Consider the following 15,091-nt stretch of genomic DNA (forward strand, 5'->3'; position numbering starts at 1 on the left):
CCCGTCCGGGCGGCCGGCCCGCCACCACCGGCGCGGACACCCGGGTAGGCCGACGAATATGGATGCGATTCTCCTGCAGGTTCTGAACGGCCTCGACAAGGGCGGAGCCTATGCGCTGATCGCGCTCGGCCTCACCCTGGTCTTCGGCACGCTGGGCGTCGTCAATTTCGCGCATGGCGCGCTGTTCATGCTGGGCGCGTTCTGCGCCGTCACCTTCGACAAGCTGCTCAAGCTGGAAAGCGTCGTCGTCGATCCGGAGAAGACGACGGCCTGGGGCAGCAAGCTCGAGATCCGCACGCCCTATGTCGAGGCATGGCTGGGGGATTTCGGCAAGGTCCTCCATGACTATTCGGTGCCGGCGTCGATCCTGCTCGCCATCCCCGTGATGCTGGCGATCGGCATCGTCATGGAGCGCGGGCTGATCCGCCATTTCTACAAGCGGCCGCATGCCGACCAGATTCTGGTGACGTTCGGCCTGGCGATCGTCATCCAGGAGGTCATCAAGCATTTCTTCGGCGCCAATCCGATCCCGCAGCCGGCGCCGCCCGCGTTCAGCGGCACCGCCTATGTCGGCACGCTCTTCGGAATGGGCCAGACGCTCGCCTATCCCTGGTGGCGGATCATCTACCTGTTCTTCTCCCTGGCGGTGATCGGCGCGGTGCTGGCGTTCCTGCAGTTCACGACCTACGGCATGGTGGTGCGCGCCGGCATGCACGACCGCCAGACCGTGGGCTTCCTCGGAATCGACATCCAGCGCCGCTTCACCGTCGTGTTCGGCCTCGCCGCGGTGGTCGCCGGCGTCGCCGGGGTCATGTACACGCCCATCCTGCCGCCCGACTACCACATGGGAATGGACTTCCTCGTCCTGTCCTTCGTCGTGGTCGTCGTGGGCGGCATGGGATCGCTGAGCGGCGCGGTTGCCGCCGGCTTCCTGCTCGGAATCCTCCAGTCCTTCGCCTCGATGAACGAGATCAACTCGCTCGTCCCGGGCATCGACCACATCATCATCTACCTGGTCGCGGTCGTCGTTCTCCTGACGCTGCCGCGCGGCCTGCTCGGCCGCAAGGGCGTCATGGAGGAATAGGGCCGTGTGGAAGAACAACCTCTCCCGCAACGACTGGCTTCTGGTGGCCGGCTTCAGCGCCGTCGTGCTCTGCCTGCCGGTCATCCTCGCGCCGGTCGGGGCGGCCTATCCTGCCCTGATGCAGAAGTTCTGCATCTTCGGAATCTTCGCCATCGGCTTCAACATCCTGTTCGGCCTGACAGGATATCTCTCGTTCGGCCACGCCGCCTTCCTGGGCGTCGGCTCCTATGCCGCCGTGTGGTCGTTTAAGCTGCTCACGATGAACGCCATCCCGGCCATCATCTTCGCCGTCTTCTGCGCCGCCGTCTTCGCGCTGCTCATGGGCTATGTCAGCCTGAAGCGGTCGGGGATCTACTTCTCGATCCTGACGCTGGCCTTCGCCCAGATGAGCTACAACCTGGCCTATTCGGTGCTGACGCCGCTCACCAACGGTGAAACCGGCCTGCAGCTGTCGCTCCAGGACCCGCGCGTCCTCGATGCCCTGTTCGTCGCCCCCCAGCCCGGCCTTCCCCGCGTCAATCTCTTCGCCGTCTACACGAGCGGCGGCGGCTATGCCGGCTTCTATCTCTGCGCGGTGACGCTGATCGTCTGCTTCTTCATCTCCTTGCGCATCTTCCGCTCGCCGTTCGGGCTGATGCTGAGGGCGATCAAGTCCAACCAGACGCGCATGCGCTACACCGGCTTCAATACCCGGCCCTATCTGCTGGCGGCCTTCGTCATTTCCGGCATGTACGCCGGGCTCGCGGGCGGGCTGATGGCCGTCACCGATCCGCTGGTCGGCGCCGAGCGCATGCAGTGGACGGCGTCGGGCGAGGTCGTCCTGATGACCATCCTGGGCGGCGCCGGCACGCTGGTCGGCCCGGTGCTCGGCGCCGCCGTCATCAAGTACTGCGAGAACATCTTCTCGGCGTTCAGCGCCTCGACCCTCGAGAACATGCTCGGCTTCCTGCCCGACGTCATCGAGCGGCCGCTGGTCGCCTTCTTCTCGCTGTTCGTCGGCGACGGCTGGAACCTCACGCTCGGCGTCGTCTTCATGCTGATCGTGATCTTCCTGCCCGGCGGCATCATGGAAGGCTTGCGGCGCGGCTGGGCCCTGGTTACCCGCCGCTCCGGCGGCGGCGACAAGGTTCCGGCAAGCCAGGCCCGGCCGGCGGAGTAGGACCATGGCGCCACGCAACGTCGTCCTCCACGTCGCGGACGTGCACAAGAACTTCGCCGGCCTCCGCGCCCTGTCCGACATCGATCTCCAGGTCGAGGAGGGCACCACCCACGCCATCATCGGCCCGAATGGCGCCGGCAAGTCCACGCTGCTGAACGTCTGCATCGGCCGGCTCGCGCCCGACACCGGCGCCGTCGTCTTCGACGGCCAGGTCATCACCGGCAAGCAGCCGTACGAGATCAACCAGATGGGTGTCGTGCGCGTCTTCCAGACGCCGGAGATCTTTGCCGACCTGACGCTGCTGCAGAACGTCATGGTGCCGGCCTTTTCCCGCCGGGACGGCGCGTTCCGGCTGAACGCCATGCAGGCGCTGTCGGGACGGAACGACATCCGTGACGAGGCGCTGTACTGCCTCGAGGATGTCGGCCTTGCCGCACAGAAGGACGCGATCGCCGCCAGCCTCTCGCGCGGCGACAAGCGCCGGCTCGAGCTGGCCATGGGGCTGGTGCAGAAGCCGCGGCTGCTCCTGCTCGACGAGCCGACGGCCGGGATGTCGCGGCACGACACGAATTCGACGATCGATCTCCTGAAGAAGTTCAAGCGCCGGGGCATGACCAAGGTGATCATCGAGCACGATATGCACGTCGTGTTCTCGCTGGCCGACCGCATCACCGTGCTGGCGCAGGGTCGCATCATCGCCGACGGCTCGCCCGACGAGGTCAAGGGCAACCCGACGGTCCAGGAGGCCTACCTCGGAGGGGCACATCCATGACTGCCGAGACCATCGTCCGCGACGGCGCCATCGGGGCGGCACCGTCGGGGCAGGCCTCCTTCTTCAGCGTCCGCGACCTGCACGCCTATTACGGCGAGAGCTACATCGTCCAGGGCGTCAGCTTCGAGGTCGCCGAGGGTGACGTGGTCGCCCTGCTGGGACGCAACGGTGCCGGCAAGACGTCGACCCTGCGGACCCTGGCGCGTGCGCGCGATCCCGAGCTCAGGCGCGGCGAGATCTGGCTGAACGGCGAGGCCGTGCACAAGCTCAGGGACTTCGAGGCCGCGCGCCTCGGCGTCCAGCTGGTCCAGGAGGACCGGCGCATCATCCCCGGCCTGACCGTCGAGGAGAACCTCCTGCTCGCCCAGGTCGCCCCGCCCGCGGGCTGGCCGCTGGAGCGGATCTACGAGCATTTCCCGCGGCTGGCGGAGCGGCGCCGGCAGGAGGGCGTGACCCTGTCGGGCGGCGAGCAGCAGATGCTGGCGGTGGCGCGCGCCCTGGCCCGCGATCTCAAGCTGCTGCTGCTCGACGAGCCTTACGAGGGATTGGCGCCGGTGATCGTGCGCGAGATCGAGGGCATCGTCGGCGAGATCAAGAATCTCGGGATCACGACCATCATCGTCGAGCAGAACGCGGTCGCCGCGCTGGAGCTCGCGAACCGCGCCCTGATCCTCGACATGGGCCATGTCGTCTTCGACGGACCGGCCCGGGCCGTGCTCGACGACGCCGAGCTGCGCAACGAATACCTGGCGATCTGAGCGGACGCCCGGCGCCGTCAGGCCGAGAAGAGCCAGATCAGCGCGATGCCGCCGACGCCGATCACCGCGAATGCCATGGCGATGACGGCGAAGCGCTGCGGGCGATAGACCTCGCGGTCGATCGTCCGGGCGACGTGCAGGTAGTGCCAGCTGCCCCCCATCATGATGACGATGCCCAGGATGATGAGCCCGAGGCCGACCCTCTCGGCATGGTGGTTCGCTATGCGCTCGAACTCGGGGATCCGCCGGAACTCCATCAGGAACAGGCTGAAGCGATTGATGGCGATGCCCAGGGCCATCACCGAGATGGAGGTGCGGACCCAGGCCAGCATCGTGCGCTCGTTGGCGAGATGCTCGGTGACATGCCGGGGCATGGGCTTCTGCTGCGACTGGTCCACGGAGGCCTCCTGGAGCCGATTCCGTTCCGCCGGCGCGGTCCACGAAAAAGGCGCGATCCCGCAGGATCGCGCCTTGTGCGAGGCCGTCAAGGCGGCCCGACTCAGTTGTACTTGGCGATCTCCAGCCGGCCGACCTGGTCGCGATGGACCTCGTCCGGGCCGTCGGCCAGGCGCAGGGTGCGCTGGTGGGCGTACATGCTGGCCAGCTTGAAGACCTGGCTGACGCCGCCGGCGCCGTGGAGCTGCAGGCAGCGGTCGACCACCTTGGAGCTGATGTTGGGCACCGCGACCTTGATCATGGCGATCTGCTGGCGCGCTTCCTTGTTGCCGAACTTGTCCATCGCCCAAGCGGCCTTCAGCACCAGCAGACGGGCCATGTCGATCTCCATGCGCATGTCGGCGACATGCGCCTTGGTCACGCCCATCTCCGAGATGCGCTGGCCGAAGGCGACGCGGCTCTTGGCCCGCTTGATGGCGAGCTCCAGCGCGCGCTCGGCGACGCCGATGGCACGCATGCAGTGATGGATGCGGCCCGGTCCGAGGCGACCCTGGGCGATCTCGAAGCCGCGGCCCTCGCCCAGCAGGATCGCCGACTTCGGCACCCGCACGTTGTCGTAGATCACCTCGGCATGGCCGTGCGGGGCGTCGTCATAGCCGAACACGTGCAGCATCTTGACGATCTTGATGCCCGGCGCGTCGCGCGGAACCACGATCATCGACTGCTGGCGGTAGGCCGGCGCGCTGGGATCGCTCTTGCCCATCAGGATGATGACCTTGCAGCGCGGGTCGCCCATGCCCGAGGACCACCACTTGCGGCCGTTGATGACGTAGCTGTCGCCGTCGCTCTCGATGCGGCACTCGACGTTGCGGGCGTCCGAGGACGCGACCGCCGGCTCGGTCATGGCGAAGCAGGAGCGGATCTCGCCGTTCAGCAGCGGCTTCAGCCACTTCTCCTTGTGCTCGGCCGAGCCATAGCGGGCGAACACTTCCATGTTGCCGGTGTCCGGAGCCGAGCAGTTGACCGCCTCGGACGCGATGTGGGAGCGGCCCAGCACCTCGCAGATCGGGGCGTATTCGAGGTTGGAGAGGCCCATCGTGCCATGCGTGTCGCCGGTCTCGCGATCGGCCGGCAGGAACATGTTCCACAGCCCGCGCTTCTTGGCCTCGGCCTTGCACTCCTCCATCACCGGCGGGAGTTGCCAGCGATCCTTGGCCTTCTCCATCTGCTCCTCGTAGACCGACTCGGCGGGGTAGATCACCTCGTCCATGAACTTGTTGAGCTTCTCCAGAAGCTCCTTGGTGCGGTCCGAGTATTCGAAGTCCATTCATCTCTCCTTGTGCTGCGGCGGACTCTGGCCGAAATCCCCGGCGATGTGAACGGTCATTCAGGCGCACCCGGCCCGGTCCGCCCAGCGGACCGGCCGCCTATTCGGCCGGGGCGGCACCGGTCCTGGGCACCACCGGCGGCCGCAAGAGGGCCAGGGCCAGCACCGCCGCCGTGGCGGTCATGGCGGCGGTGATGACGAACACGATATGCCAGTGGCCGGATTCCGCGGCCAGCAGGCTGGCCAGCGGCACCAGCATGGCCGCCGTACCCTTGGCCGTATAGAGCAGGCCGGCATTGGTCGTGGCGAAACGGGTGCCGAAATAGTCGGTGCAGGTGGTCGGGAACAGGCTCGCCACCTCGCCCCAGGCGAAGAAGACCACGCCGCCCAGCAGCACGAACAGCAGCGGATCGCGGCCCCAGACGCCGAGCGCCAGGATGCCGACCGCCTCGGCGGCGAAGATGACGAACATCGTGGTCTCGCGGCCGAGATGGTCGGACACCCAACCGCTGAACGGCCGGGTGATGCCATTGGTGATGCGGTCGAGGGTGAGGGCGAAGGTCAGGGCGGGAAGGGTGATGCCCAACAGGCTGACGGGCACGGTGGCGACGCCGAAGTCGCGCGCGATCGGCGCTAGCTGGGCGGTGAAGATGAGGCCGCCGGCCGCCACCAGGACCAGCATGAGGTAGAGCAGCCAGAACGCCGGCGCGCGCATCATCTGGGCCGGCGTGAAGTCGTGCGCCGACTGGTGGACGCGTCGAGACCCGTCCGGCTGCTCGCCACCGCGCGGGGCCGCCAGCGGCAGGGCGGCGAGCAGGACCACGATGCCCTGGCCGATGCCGAACCACAGGAAAGCCGCCTGGTAGCCGTCGGCCTGGATCGTCTGCTGGATGGGGATGATGGTGAAGGCCGATCCCAGCCCGTAGCCGGCCGCGGTGAGCCCGGTGGCGAGGCCCCGGCGGTCGGGAAACCACTTGAGCGCGTTGCCGACGCAGGTGCCGTAGACGCAGCCGGCGCCGATCCCCCCCACGGCCGCCCCGAGGTAGAGCAGCGCCAGCGAATCGGCCGCGGCGTTGATCGACCAGGCGAGGCCCACCAGGACACCGCCCAGCATCACGACGCGTCGCGGCCCCAGCCGATCGACGAACCAACCCTCAAAGGGCACCAGCCATGTCTCGGCCAGCACGAAGATGGTGAAGGCGACCTGGATGGCCGAGCGGCTCCAGCCGTACGTCTCGTTGATCGGATGGACGAACAGCGTCCAGCCGTACTGGAGGTTGGCAATCATCACCATGCAGGCAATGCCGGCAACGAGCTGCACCCAACGATTGACCCTGCGCCGGCCGTGGCCGGAACTGCTTGGCGGCATGCCCCAAATCGCTCCCTTGCCGATCGTCGGTTCCCACTCCTAAATCGGCACAAGCCAGAGATTAGCGGGAGAAACGCCGTTGGATAGTGTGGCGCAAGCGCCCTTCAAGCCGATCGACTTCCTGAGCCGCGACGTCGCGGTCGAGCGGCGCGGCGACGGCACGATCCTGCTGCGGTCGAACCATCCGCTGAAGGCCTACGAGACGCACGTGCCGGCGTTCCTTGCGCGCTGGGCGGCCGAGGCGCCGGACCGCGTCTGGCTGGCGCAGCGCCGCGGGCCCGAGCGCGACTGGCTGAAGGTCACCTATGCCGAAGCCCGGCGCCAGGTCGACGCGGTGACCCAGGCCCTGATCGACCGCGGCTTCGGCCCGGACCGGCCGGTGATGATCCTGTCGTCGAACTCCATCGAGTTCGCGCTGCTGACGCTGGCGGCCATGCAGGCGCGCGCGCCGATCGCGCCGGTGTCGCCGGCCTATTCGATGATGAGCCAGGACCACGCCAAGCTGCGCTACGTCTTCGACCTGGTGAGGCCCGGCCTGGTGTTCGTGCAGAACGGCGAGGCCTATGCCCGGGCGCTGGACGCGCTCGACCTCGAGGGCGTGCTGGTCGTCCACGTCGACCGGGCGCCGCCCGAGCGGCAGTCGCTGCCGTGGAGCGAGCTCGTCGCCACGCGGCCGACCGGCGCGGTGGCCGAGTCGATCGCGCGGATCGACGGCCGGACGGTCGCCAAGCTCCTGTTCACCTCGGGCAGCACGGGCATGCCCAAGGCGGTCATCAACACGCAGGAGATGATGTGCGCCAACATCGCCATGAGCCAGATGGCGCGCACCCGCCGGCCGACCGATCCGCCGGCCGTGATGCTCGACTGGCTGCCGTGGAACCACACGATGGGCGGCAACGCCACCTTCCAGGGCAACCTCGCCGACGGCGGCACGACCTACATCGACGACGGCAAGCCGCTGCCCGGCCTGTTCGAGCAGACGCTTCGCAACCTGCGGGAAGTTTCGCCGACCTACTTCGCCAACGTGCCGGCAGGCTACGCCATGCTGGCGACGGCGCTGGAGAAGGACGAGGCGCTGGCGCGGCGCTTCTTCGCGAACCTGAACTCTCTCGCCTATGGTGGCGCCACGCTGCCCGACGATCTCTACGAGCGCATGGAGGTGCTGGCGGTCCGCCACACTGGCTACCGCCTGCCGTTCGTCACCGGCTGGGGCTCGACCGAAACGGCGCCGACGGCGACGACGGTGCACTGGGCCTCCGAGCGCGTCGGCCTGATCGGCCTGCCCTATCCCGGCGTCACCCTGAAGCTGGTCCCGACCGGCGAGGAGGGGCGCTACGAGCTGCGGCTCAGGAGCGTGATCGTGACGCCGGGGTATTTCCGGCAGCCCGAGCTCACGGCGCAGATGTTCGACGAGGAAGGGTTCTACAAGATCGGCGACGCCGGCCGCTTCGTCGATCCGCAGGACCCGAGCTGGGGGCTGGTGTTCGACGGCCGCGTGGTCGAGGACTTCAAGCTGCTGAGCGGCACCTTCGTGCTGGTCGGCACGCTGCGCACCGCGGCGATCGCCGCCGCCTCGCCGGTGCTGCAGGACGCCGTGATCTGCGGCCAGGACCGCGACTATGTCGGCCTGCTCGGCTTCCCCAACCTCGCCGCCTGCCGCCGCCTGGCGGGCGACGAGGGCGCGAAGCTCCCGCTCGCGGAACTGCTCGCCCACGACGCGGTGGTCGGCCCGCTGCGGGAAGGGCTCGCCCGGCTGAACGGCGAGGGCAGGGGCTCCTCGATGCGCATCCGGCGGGCGATGCTGATGGCCGAGCCGCCGTCGGTCGACGGGCATGAGATCACCGACAAGGGCTACATCAACCAGCGCGCCACGCTCGAGCGGCGCCAGGCGCTGGTCGACCGGCTCTACGCGGGCGGCGAGGGCGTGATCGAGATCGGCTGAGCCGCCGTCCGTCCGCTATACTGCGGCCATGGACGACCAGCCAATTCCCGTCGAAAGTTCGGAAAAAGACGCGCCGCTGCGGTACGACATCCGGCTGCTCGGCCGCATCCTGGGCGACACGGTGCGCGCCCAGGAAGGCGAGGAGGTGTTCGAGCTGGTCGAGCACATCAGGCGCACCGGCGTGCAGTTCCATCGCGACGCCGACGAGGGCGCCCGGCAGGAGCTGCAGCGGATCATGGGCGCGCTGCCGACGGACCGGGCGCTGCGCATCATCCGCGCCTTCGGCTACTTCTCGCACCTCGCCAATATCGCCGAGGACCAGCACCATATCCGCCGCACCCGGGCCCATCAGAAGGCCGAAGCGGCCCCGCGACCCGGGACGATGGCCTATGCGCTGCGCCGCGCCCGCGAGGCCCGGCTGTCGCGCGAGCAGGTGAAGCGCTTCTTCACCCACGCGCTGTGCAGCCCCGTGCTCACCGCCCATCCGACGGAGATCCGCCGCAAGAGCTCGATCGACCGCGAGATGGAGATTGCCCGCCTGCTCGACGAGCGCGACCGCATCGAGTTCACGCCCGAGGAGCTGGCGGCCAACCGCCGGGCGCTGCGCCGCAACGTGCTGATCCTGTGGCAGACCAGCCTGGTGCGCCACAACCGCCTGCGCGTGCTCGACGAGGTGGCCAACGGCCTGTCCTACTACGATTACACGTTCCTGCAGGCGCTGCCGCTATTCTACGCCGACCTCGAGCGCCTTCTCGCGGTCACCGACCCGGCCTGGCAGGACATGGAGATTCCGTCCTTCCTGCGCATGGGCAGCTGGATCGGCGGCGACCGCGACGGCAATCCCTTCGTCACCGCCGACGTGACGCGCCAGACGCTCACCCTGCAGAGCGAGCACGCGATGCGCTTCTATTTCGAGGAGCTTCACCGGCTGGGCGGCGAACTCTCGCTCGACGGCCGGATCGTGCGCGTCTCCGATGGCCTGCGCGCGCTGGCCTCGACCTCGCCCGACCGCGCGGTCGAGCGCCAGGACGAGCCCTATCGCCGCGCCATCGTCGGCATCTACGCCCGGCTCGCGGCGACCGCCTGGTCGCTCGACCGGATGGAGGCGCCACAGGCGCCGGTCGCGAAGGCCGAACCCTACGCCTCGGCGCAGGCCTTCAAGGCCGACCTCGACACGATCTTCGATTCGCTGGCCGGGAACGGCTCGATCGGCCTGGCGCGCGGCCGCCTGCGGGCGCTGCGCCGCGCCGTCGACGTGTTCGGCTTCCACCTCGCCTCGCTCGACATCCGGCAGAATTCGGACGTCCACGAGCGGGTGATGGCCGAGCTGGTCGAGACGGCGGGGCTGGGGGTCGACTACCGCGCGCTCGACGAGGCCGGCCGGGTCGAGCTGCTGACCGGCGAGCTCGGCAACCGGCGGCCGCTGTCGTCGCCCCACCTGTCCTACGGCGAGGAGACGGCGGGCGAGCTCGCGATGCTGAACGTCGCCGCCGATGCGCACCGGCGCTACGGCCAGGCCGCCATCCCGCATTACGTGATCTCCAAGGCCGACAGCGTGTCGGACATCCTGGAGGTGGCCGTCCTGCTCAAGGAGGTCGGGCTGCTGCGGCCGCTCGAGGGACGGCTCGACGTCGACATCGTGCCGCTGTTCGAGACGATCGGCGACCTGCAGCGCTGCGGGCCGATCATGGAGGCGCTGTTCGCGCTGCCGACCTATCGCCGCCTGCTCGCCTCGCGCGGCAACGTGCAGGAAGTGATGCTGGGCTACTCGGACAGCAACAAGGACGGCGGCTACCTGACCTCGACCTGGGAGCTCTACAAGGCCGAGCTGACGCTGGTCGACCTGTTCCGCAGGCACCAGGTCGGCCTGCGCCTGTTCCATGGCCGCGGCGGTTCGGTCGGCCGCGGCGGCGGGCCCGCCTACGAGGCCGTGCTGGCCCAGCCCTCCGGCGCCGTGCGCGGCCAGATCCGCGTCACCGAGCAGGGCGAGGTGATCGCCGGCAAGTACTCCAACGCCGAGGTCGGCCGGCGCAATCTCGAGACCCTGGCCGCCGCGACCTTCGAGGCGACTCTGCTCGATGCCGAGCGGCCGGTGCCGCCGGACACTTTCAACGCCGTCATGGAGGAACTGTCGGCCCGCGCCTACCGCGCCTATCGCGCGCTGGTCTACGAGACCGAGGGTTTCGACCGCTACTTCCGCGAGTCGACGGTGCTGGACGAGATCGCCACCCTGAACATCGGCAGCCGGCCGGCCTCGCGCTCGAAGAAGCAGGGCATCGAGGACCTGCGGGCCATTCCCTGGGTGTTCAGCTGGGCGCAGTGCCGGCTGATGCTGCCGGGCTGGTTCGGCTTCGGCTCGGCGGTGAAGGCGTGGCTGGCCGATCATCCCGACGGGCTTGCCACCCTGCAGGCCATGCACGAAGCTTGGCCGTTCTTCCGCACCACGCTCAGCAACATGGACATGGTCCTGTCCAAGAGCGACATCGCGATCGCCTCGCGCTACGCCGAGCTGGTGACCGATGCAGAGCTGGGCCAACGCATCTTCGCGCGGGTGCGTGCCGAATGGCAGGCCTCGATCGATGCGGTTCTGGCGATCACGCGGCAGCAGACGCTGCTGGAGCGCAATCCGCTGCTGGCGCGGTCGATCCGCAACCGCTTCCCCTACATCGATCCCCTGAACCACGTGCAGATCGAGCTGCTGCGCCGCCACCGCGCCGGCGGCGACGACCCCGCCGTGGTGCAGGGCATCCACCTCAGCATCAACGGCATCGCCGCCGGCCTGCGCAACAGCGGCTAAGGCGGCTTGCGATAGCTCGGGACCGCTTCGGCGGTCCCGAGCTATCGGAAACGCATCGAGTCGGGCATCGCCACCTTCGGCATCGAGCCAGAAGGGCGCCGCGTTTCGACTGGCGCGGCCGGGACGGATTGCGGCTGGGCGGGAATGTTCTAGGCTTGCCGACGGGAGGGCCGGAACATGGATTTCACCAACAAGGTCGCGGTGGTCACGGGCGCCGCCAACGGCATCGGTCGCGCCACGGCGCTGGGCTTCGCCGCGCACGGCGCGAAGGTCCTGGTCGTCGATCGCGATGCCGCCGGCGGCGAATCGACCGTCGGCATCATCCGCCAGCGTGGCGGCGAGGCGGCATTCGCGGCGGCCGACGTCACCGACGCCGTTTCGGTGAAGGCCTATGTCGACAAGGCAGTGTCGACCTGGGGCCGCATCGACTGCTTCCACAACAATGCCGGCATCGAGGGCAAGGTCGCCACCACGGCCGACTACGACGAGGGCATGTTCGACGCCGTCATGGCGGTCAACGTGCGCGGTGTCTTCCTCGGGCTGAAGTACGTGCTGAAGCAGATGCTGGCCCAGCAGAGCGGTGGTGCCATCGTCAACACGGCGTCGACCGCCGGGCTCATGGGATCGCCCGGCATGCCGGCCTACGTCGCGTCCAAGCATGCCGTGCTCGGCCTGACCAAGACGGCCTCCGGCGAGGTGGCGCGCCAGGGCATCCGCGTCAACGCCGTCTGTCCGGGCCCGATCGACACCCGCATGATCCACGACCTGGAGCGTCAGCTGAATCCGACCGATCCCGGCCGGGTCGAGGCGACCTACCAGGCCTCGATCCCGATCGGCCGCTACGGCACCGCCGAGGAGGTGGCCAATACCGTCCTGTTCCTCTGCTCCGACCTCGCCGGCAACATCACCGGCGCGCACTTCGTGGTCGACGGCGGCCGCAGCTCGACGCCCGGCGCGGTAACCGCGATGAACAAGTGAGGATACGACCATGAACGTGATCGCTCCCGCACGCCACGACACCGAGGAGATCGTCGACTCGTGGCTGACGTCGTTCGCCGAGGCCCTCGAGGCGGGAGATGCGGCAGCCGCGGCCGGTCACGTCGCCCACGCGGGGCACTGGCGCGACGTCCTGGCCTTCACCTGGCGTCTGCAGACCGAGACGGGGCGTGAAGCGATAGAGGCCGCGCTTGGTCCGACGCTCGCGCGGACCCGCGCCGGCGGCTTCCACCGGCCCAAGGATCGCTCGCCGCCGCGCCGCGTGCGCCGCGCCGGGGTCGACTGCATCGAGGCGATCTTCGAGTTCGAGACGGCGTTCGGCCGCGCCGGCGGGGTCGTCCGTCTGGTCGAGGAGGACGGGGCCTGGCTGGCCTGGACGCTGCTCACCACCCTCGAGGAACTCGACGGATATCCCGACGGGCGGCCGAAGGCGGTCAGCGACGCCGAGAAGTATTCGCGCGACTTCGGCGGCGAGAACTGGCTCGACCAGCGGCGCCGGGCCATGGCGTACGAGGATCGCGATCCGGCCGTGCTGGTGGTCGGCGGCGGCCAGGCGGGACTGTCGATCGCCGCCCGGCTCGGCCATCTCGGCGTCGATACGCTGATCATCGACCGCAATCCGCGCATCGGCGACAACTGGCGCCTGCGCTACCATTCGCTGACGCTGCACAACGAGGTCCACGTCAACCACCTGCCGCTGATGCCCTTCCCGCCGACCTGGCCGGTGTTCATCCCCAAGGACAAGCTCGCCAACTGGTTCGAGACCTATGTCGACAGCCTGGAGCTGAACTTCTGGACCGGCACCGAGCTGAAGGACGGACGCTACGATCCGCAGGAGAAGTGCTGGCGGGTGACCCTGCGGCGCGACGACGGCAGCGAGCGCACGATGAAGCCGCGCCATATCGTCGTCGCCACCGGCGTCAGCGGCATCCCGATCTGGCCCGACATTCCCGGGCTCGACGCCTTCCAGGGCGAGGTGATGCATTCGGGCAGCTACACGACGGGCGGCGCCTGGAAGGGCCGCAAGGCGATGGTGATTGGCACCGGCAACAGCGGCCACGACGTCGCGCAGGATCTCTGCGCCTCGGGCGTCGACACCACCATCGTGCAGCGCAGTCCGACGTACATCGTCAGCATCCGCGAGGCCCAGAAGGTCTACTCCACCTACAGCGAAGGCCTGCCGTTCGAGGATTGCGACCTGCTCGCCTGCTCGATGCCCTACCCGGTGCTGCGTCGCGCCTACCAGCTCTCGACCGCCGAGATGCGCGAGGTCGATCGCGCCCTGCTGGAGGGCTTGAAGAGCCGCGGCTTCAGGCTGACCTTCGGCGAGGACGATACCGGCTTCCAGATGATGTATCTGCGGCGCGGCGGCGGCTACTATTTCAACGTCGGCTGCTCGGACATGATCGTGGACGGCCGCATCGCGCTGCTCCAGTACGACAGGATCGACCGCTTCGAGGCGAACGGCGTGCGTCTGACGGACGGCTCGGTCCGGCCGCTCGACCTGGTGGTCGTGGCGACGGGCTACGAGACCCAGCAGGCCTTCGCGCGCCAGACGCTGGGCGACGAGGTCGCCGACCGGATCGGCCCGGTCTGGGGCTTCGACGAGGGCGGTGAGCTGCGCAACATGTGGCGGCCGACGGGGCAGGACGGGCTGTGGTTCACCGCCGGCAGCCTGGCGCAGTGCCGCATCTACTCGCGCTACCTCGCCCTGCAGATCAAGGCACGGGAAGACGGGCTGGTCTCCTGATCCGGGGGCCCGAGGAGAGCAGGGCCAGCAGGTCGCGGCTCTCCGCCCCGGGCGCCGCGCCGACCAGCACCCAGTCTAGTCCCATGCGCCGGGCACCTTCGCCGTCGGTCGCCGGATTGTCGCCGATCGCCAGGATCGCGTCGGGCGTGAGGCCGATCCGTGCCAGCGCGGCGCGATAGAGCAGCGGCGACGGCTTGCCGATCACGCGGTACGGCGTGTCGGGCCGGCAGGCCAGAAGGGCCGCCAGCAGGGCCCCCGTCTCGGCGACCGGCAGGCCATCGGCCCCGGGATGCGAGGCGTCGCCGTTGGCCACGACCAGCCGGGCGCCCCGTTCGATCTGCCGGACCAGGCGGTTGAGGTCGGCGTAGCCGAAGCCCTCGTCGCGCGTCAGCAGCACCACCGCGGGTGCCTCGGTGTCGAGCCGCAACCCGGCGGCCAGTGCCAGCGCCTTGATGGACGGGCTGCCGTAGACGCAGGCCCGCGCGCCCGGCAGGTCGGCCGCCACCTGCTCGACGGCCGTCGCGCCGGCCAGCACGATGCGCTTGGCGGCGACGTCGAGGCCGAGGCGGCCGAGTCGTGCCGACAGGCTCTGCGGCGTGTCGCTCGAATTGTTCGACAGGATCCAGAGCCGCTCGCCGGCCTGGGCGGCGAGCTCCAGTGCGCCCGGCAGCAGCCGGTCGCCCGCGAGCAGGCAGCCGTCGAGATCGCACAGCAGGGCGCCGTAGCGGTCGAGCCACATGG

At 69.0% G+C, this 15,091-nt stretch carries 12 protein-coding genes; 8 read left to right on the forward strand and 4 right to left on the reverse strand.

Annotated elements, in window-relative coordinates; all coding sequences use genetic code 11:
- Window positions 1-58 precede the first annotated feature (58 nt).
- Genes ACO073_RS10940 through ACO073_RS10955 form a run of 4 tightly spaced genes read left to right on the forward strand, consistent with a single transcriptional unit; the run spans window position 59 to window position 3,773 of the window.
- Window positions 59-1,084, forward strand: coding sequence for a branched-chain amino acid ABC transporter permease (locus tag ACO073_RS10940; RefSeq protein ID WP_421997335.1), 1,026 nt, complete (start codon window positions 59-61; stop codon window positions 1,082-1,084).
- Window positions 1,085-1,088: 4 nt separating this feature from the next.
- The gene (locus ACO073_RS10945) at window positions 1,089-2,243 is read left to right on the forward strand and encodes a branched-chain amino acid ABC transporter permease (RefSeq protein WP_421997336.1); all 1,155 of its coding nucleotides are present in this window, start codon (window positions 1,089-1,091) and stop codon (window positions 2,241-2,243) included.
- A gap of 4 nt (window positions 2,244-2,247) precedes the next feature.
- Window positions 2,248-3,015, forward strand: coding sequence for an ABC transporter ATP-binding protein (locus ACO073_RS10950; RefSeq protein WP_421997337.1), 768 nt, complete (start codon window positions 2,248-2,250; stop codon window positions 3,013-3,015).
- Window positions 3,012-3,773 carry an ABC transporter ATP-binding protein gene (locus ACO073_RS10955; protein WP_421997339.1) on the forward strand — a complete coding sequence of 254 codons (762 nt, stop codon included), beginning with the start codon at window positions 3,012-3,014 and terminating at the stop codon, window positions 3,771-3,773. Before ACO073_RS10950 ends, ACO073_RS10955 begins: the two co-directional genes overlap by 4 nt.
- Before the next feature lie 17 nt (window positions 3,774-3,790).
- On the opposite strand, the gene ACO073_RS10960 is transcribed toward ACO073_RS10955, so the two are convergent.
- The 3 genes from ACO073_RS10960 to oxlT form a co-directional block, all read right to left on the reverse strand.
- Window positions 3,791-4,171 (reverse strand): YidH family protein, encoded by a 381-nt coding sequence (locus ACO073_RS10960; protein ID WP_421997341.1) that lies wholly within the window; start codon window positions 4,169-4,171, stop codon window positions 3,791-3,793.
- 101 nt (window positions 4,172-4,272) lie between these two features.
- On the reverse strand, window positions 4,273-5,496 hold the full coding sequence (locus ACO073_RS10965) for an acyl-CoA dehydrogenase family protein (protein WP_421997343.1): 1,224 nt from the start codon (window positions 5,494-5,496) through the stop codon (window positions 4,273-4,275).
- 100 nt (window positions 5,497-5,596) lie between these two features.
- On the reverse strand, window positions 5,597-6,865 hold the full coding sequence (oxlT, locus tag ACO073_RS10970; RefSeq protein ID WP_421997344.1) for an oxalate/formate MFS antiporter: 1,269 nt from the start codon (window positions 6,863-6,865) through the stop codon (window positions 5,597-5,599).
- An 88-nt stretch (window positions 6,866-6,953) separates the two neighbouring features.
- Here oxlT and ACO073_RS10975 point away from each other — a divergent pair, with 88 nt between their 5' ends.
- The 4 genes from ACO073_RS10975 (at window position 6,954) to ACO073_RS10990 (ending at window position 14,350) form a co-directional block, all read left to right on the forward strand.
- Entirely contained in the window at window positions 6,954-8,807 is a 1,854-nt protein-coding gene (locus ACO073_RS10975) for an AMP-binding protein (protein ID WP_421997345.1), read from the forward strand.
- A gap of 28 nt (window positions 8,808-8,835) precedes the next feature.
- Window positions 8,836-11,604, forward strand: coding sequence for a phosphoenolpyruvate carboxylase (ppc, locus tag ACO073_RS10980; RefSeq protein WP_421997346.1), 2,769 nt, complete (start codon window positions 8,836-8,838; stop codon window positions 11,602-11,604).
- Between the two features lie 177 nt (window positions 11,605-11,781).
- Complete coding sequence (locus tag ACO073_RS10985) at window positions 11,782-12,582, forward strand: glucose 1-dehydrogenase (RefSeq protein ID WP_421997348.1); 801 nt, start codon at window positions 11,782-11,784, stop codon at window positions 12,580-12,582.
- 10 nt (window positions 12,583-12,592) lie between these two features.
- On the forward strand, window positions 12,593-14,350 hold the full coding sequence (locus ACO073_RS10990) for an FAD-dependent oxidoreductase (RefSeq protein ID WP_421997350.1): 1,758 nt from the start codon (window positions 12,593-12,595) through the stop codon (window positions 14,348-14,350).
- On the opposite strand, the gene ACO073_RS10995 is transcribed toward ACO073_RS10990, so the two are convergent.
- Complete coding sequence (locus ACO073_RS10995) at window positions 14,319-15,089, reverse strand: HAD-IIA family hydrolase (RefSeq protein ID WP_421997352.1); 771 nt, start codon at window positions 15,087-15,089, stop codon at window positions 14,319-14,321. The genes ACO073_RS10990 and ACO073_RS10995 overlap by 32 nt on opposite strands.
- Window positions 15,090-15,091 lie beyond the last annotated feature (2 nt).

Source organism: Reyranella sp. (assembly GCF_965229815.1).
Taxonomy (GTDB): domain Bacteria; phylum Pseudomonadota; class Alphaproteobacteria; order Reyranellales; family Reyranellaceae; genus Reyranella.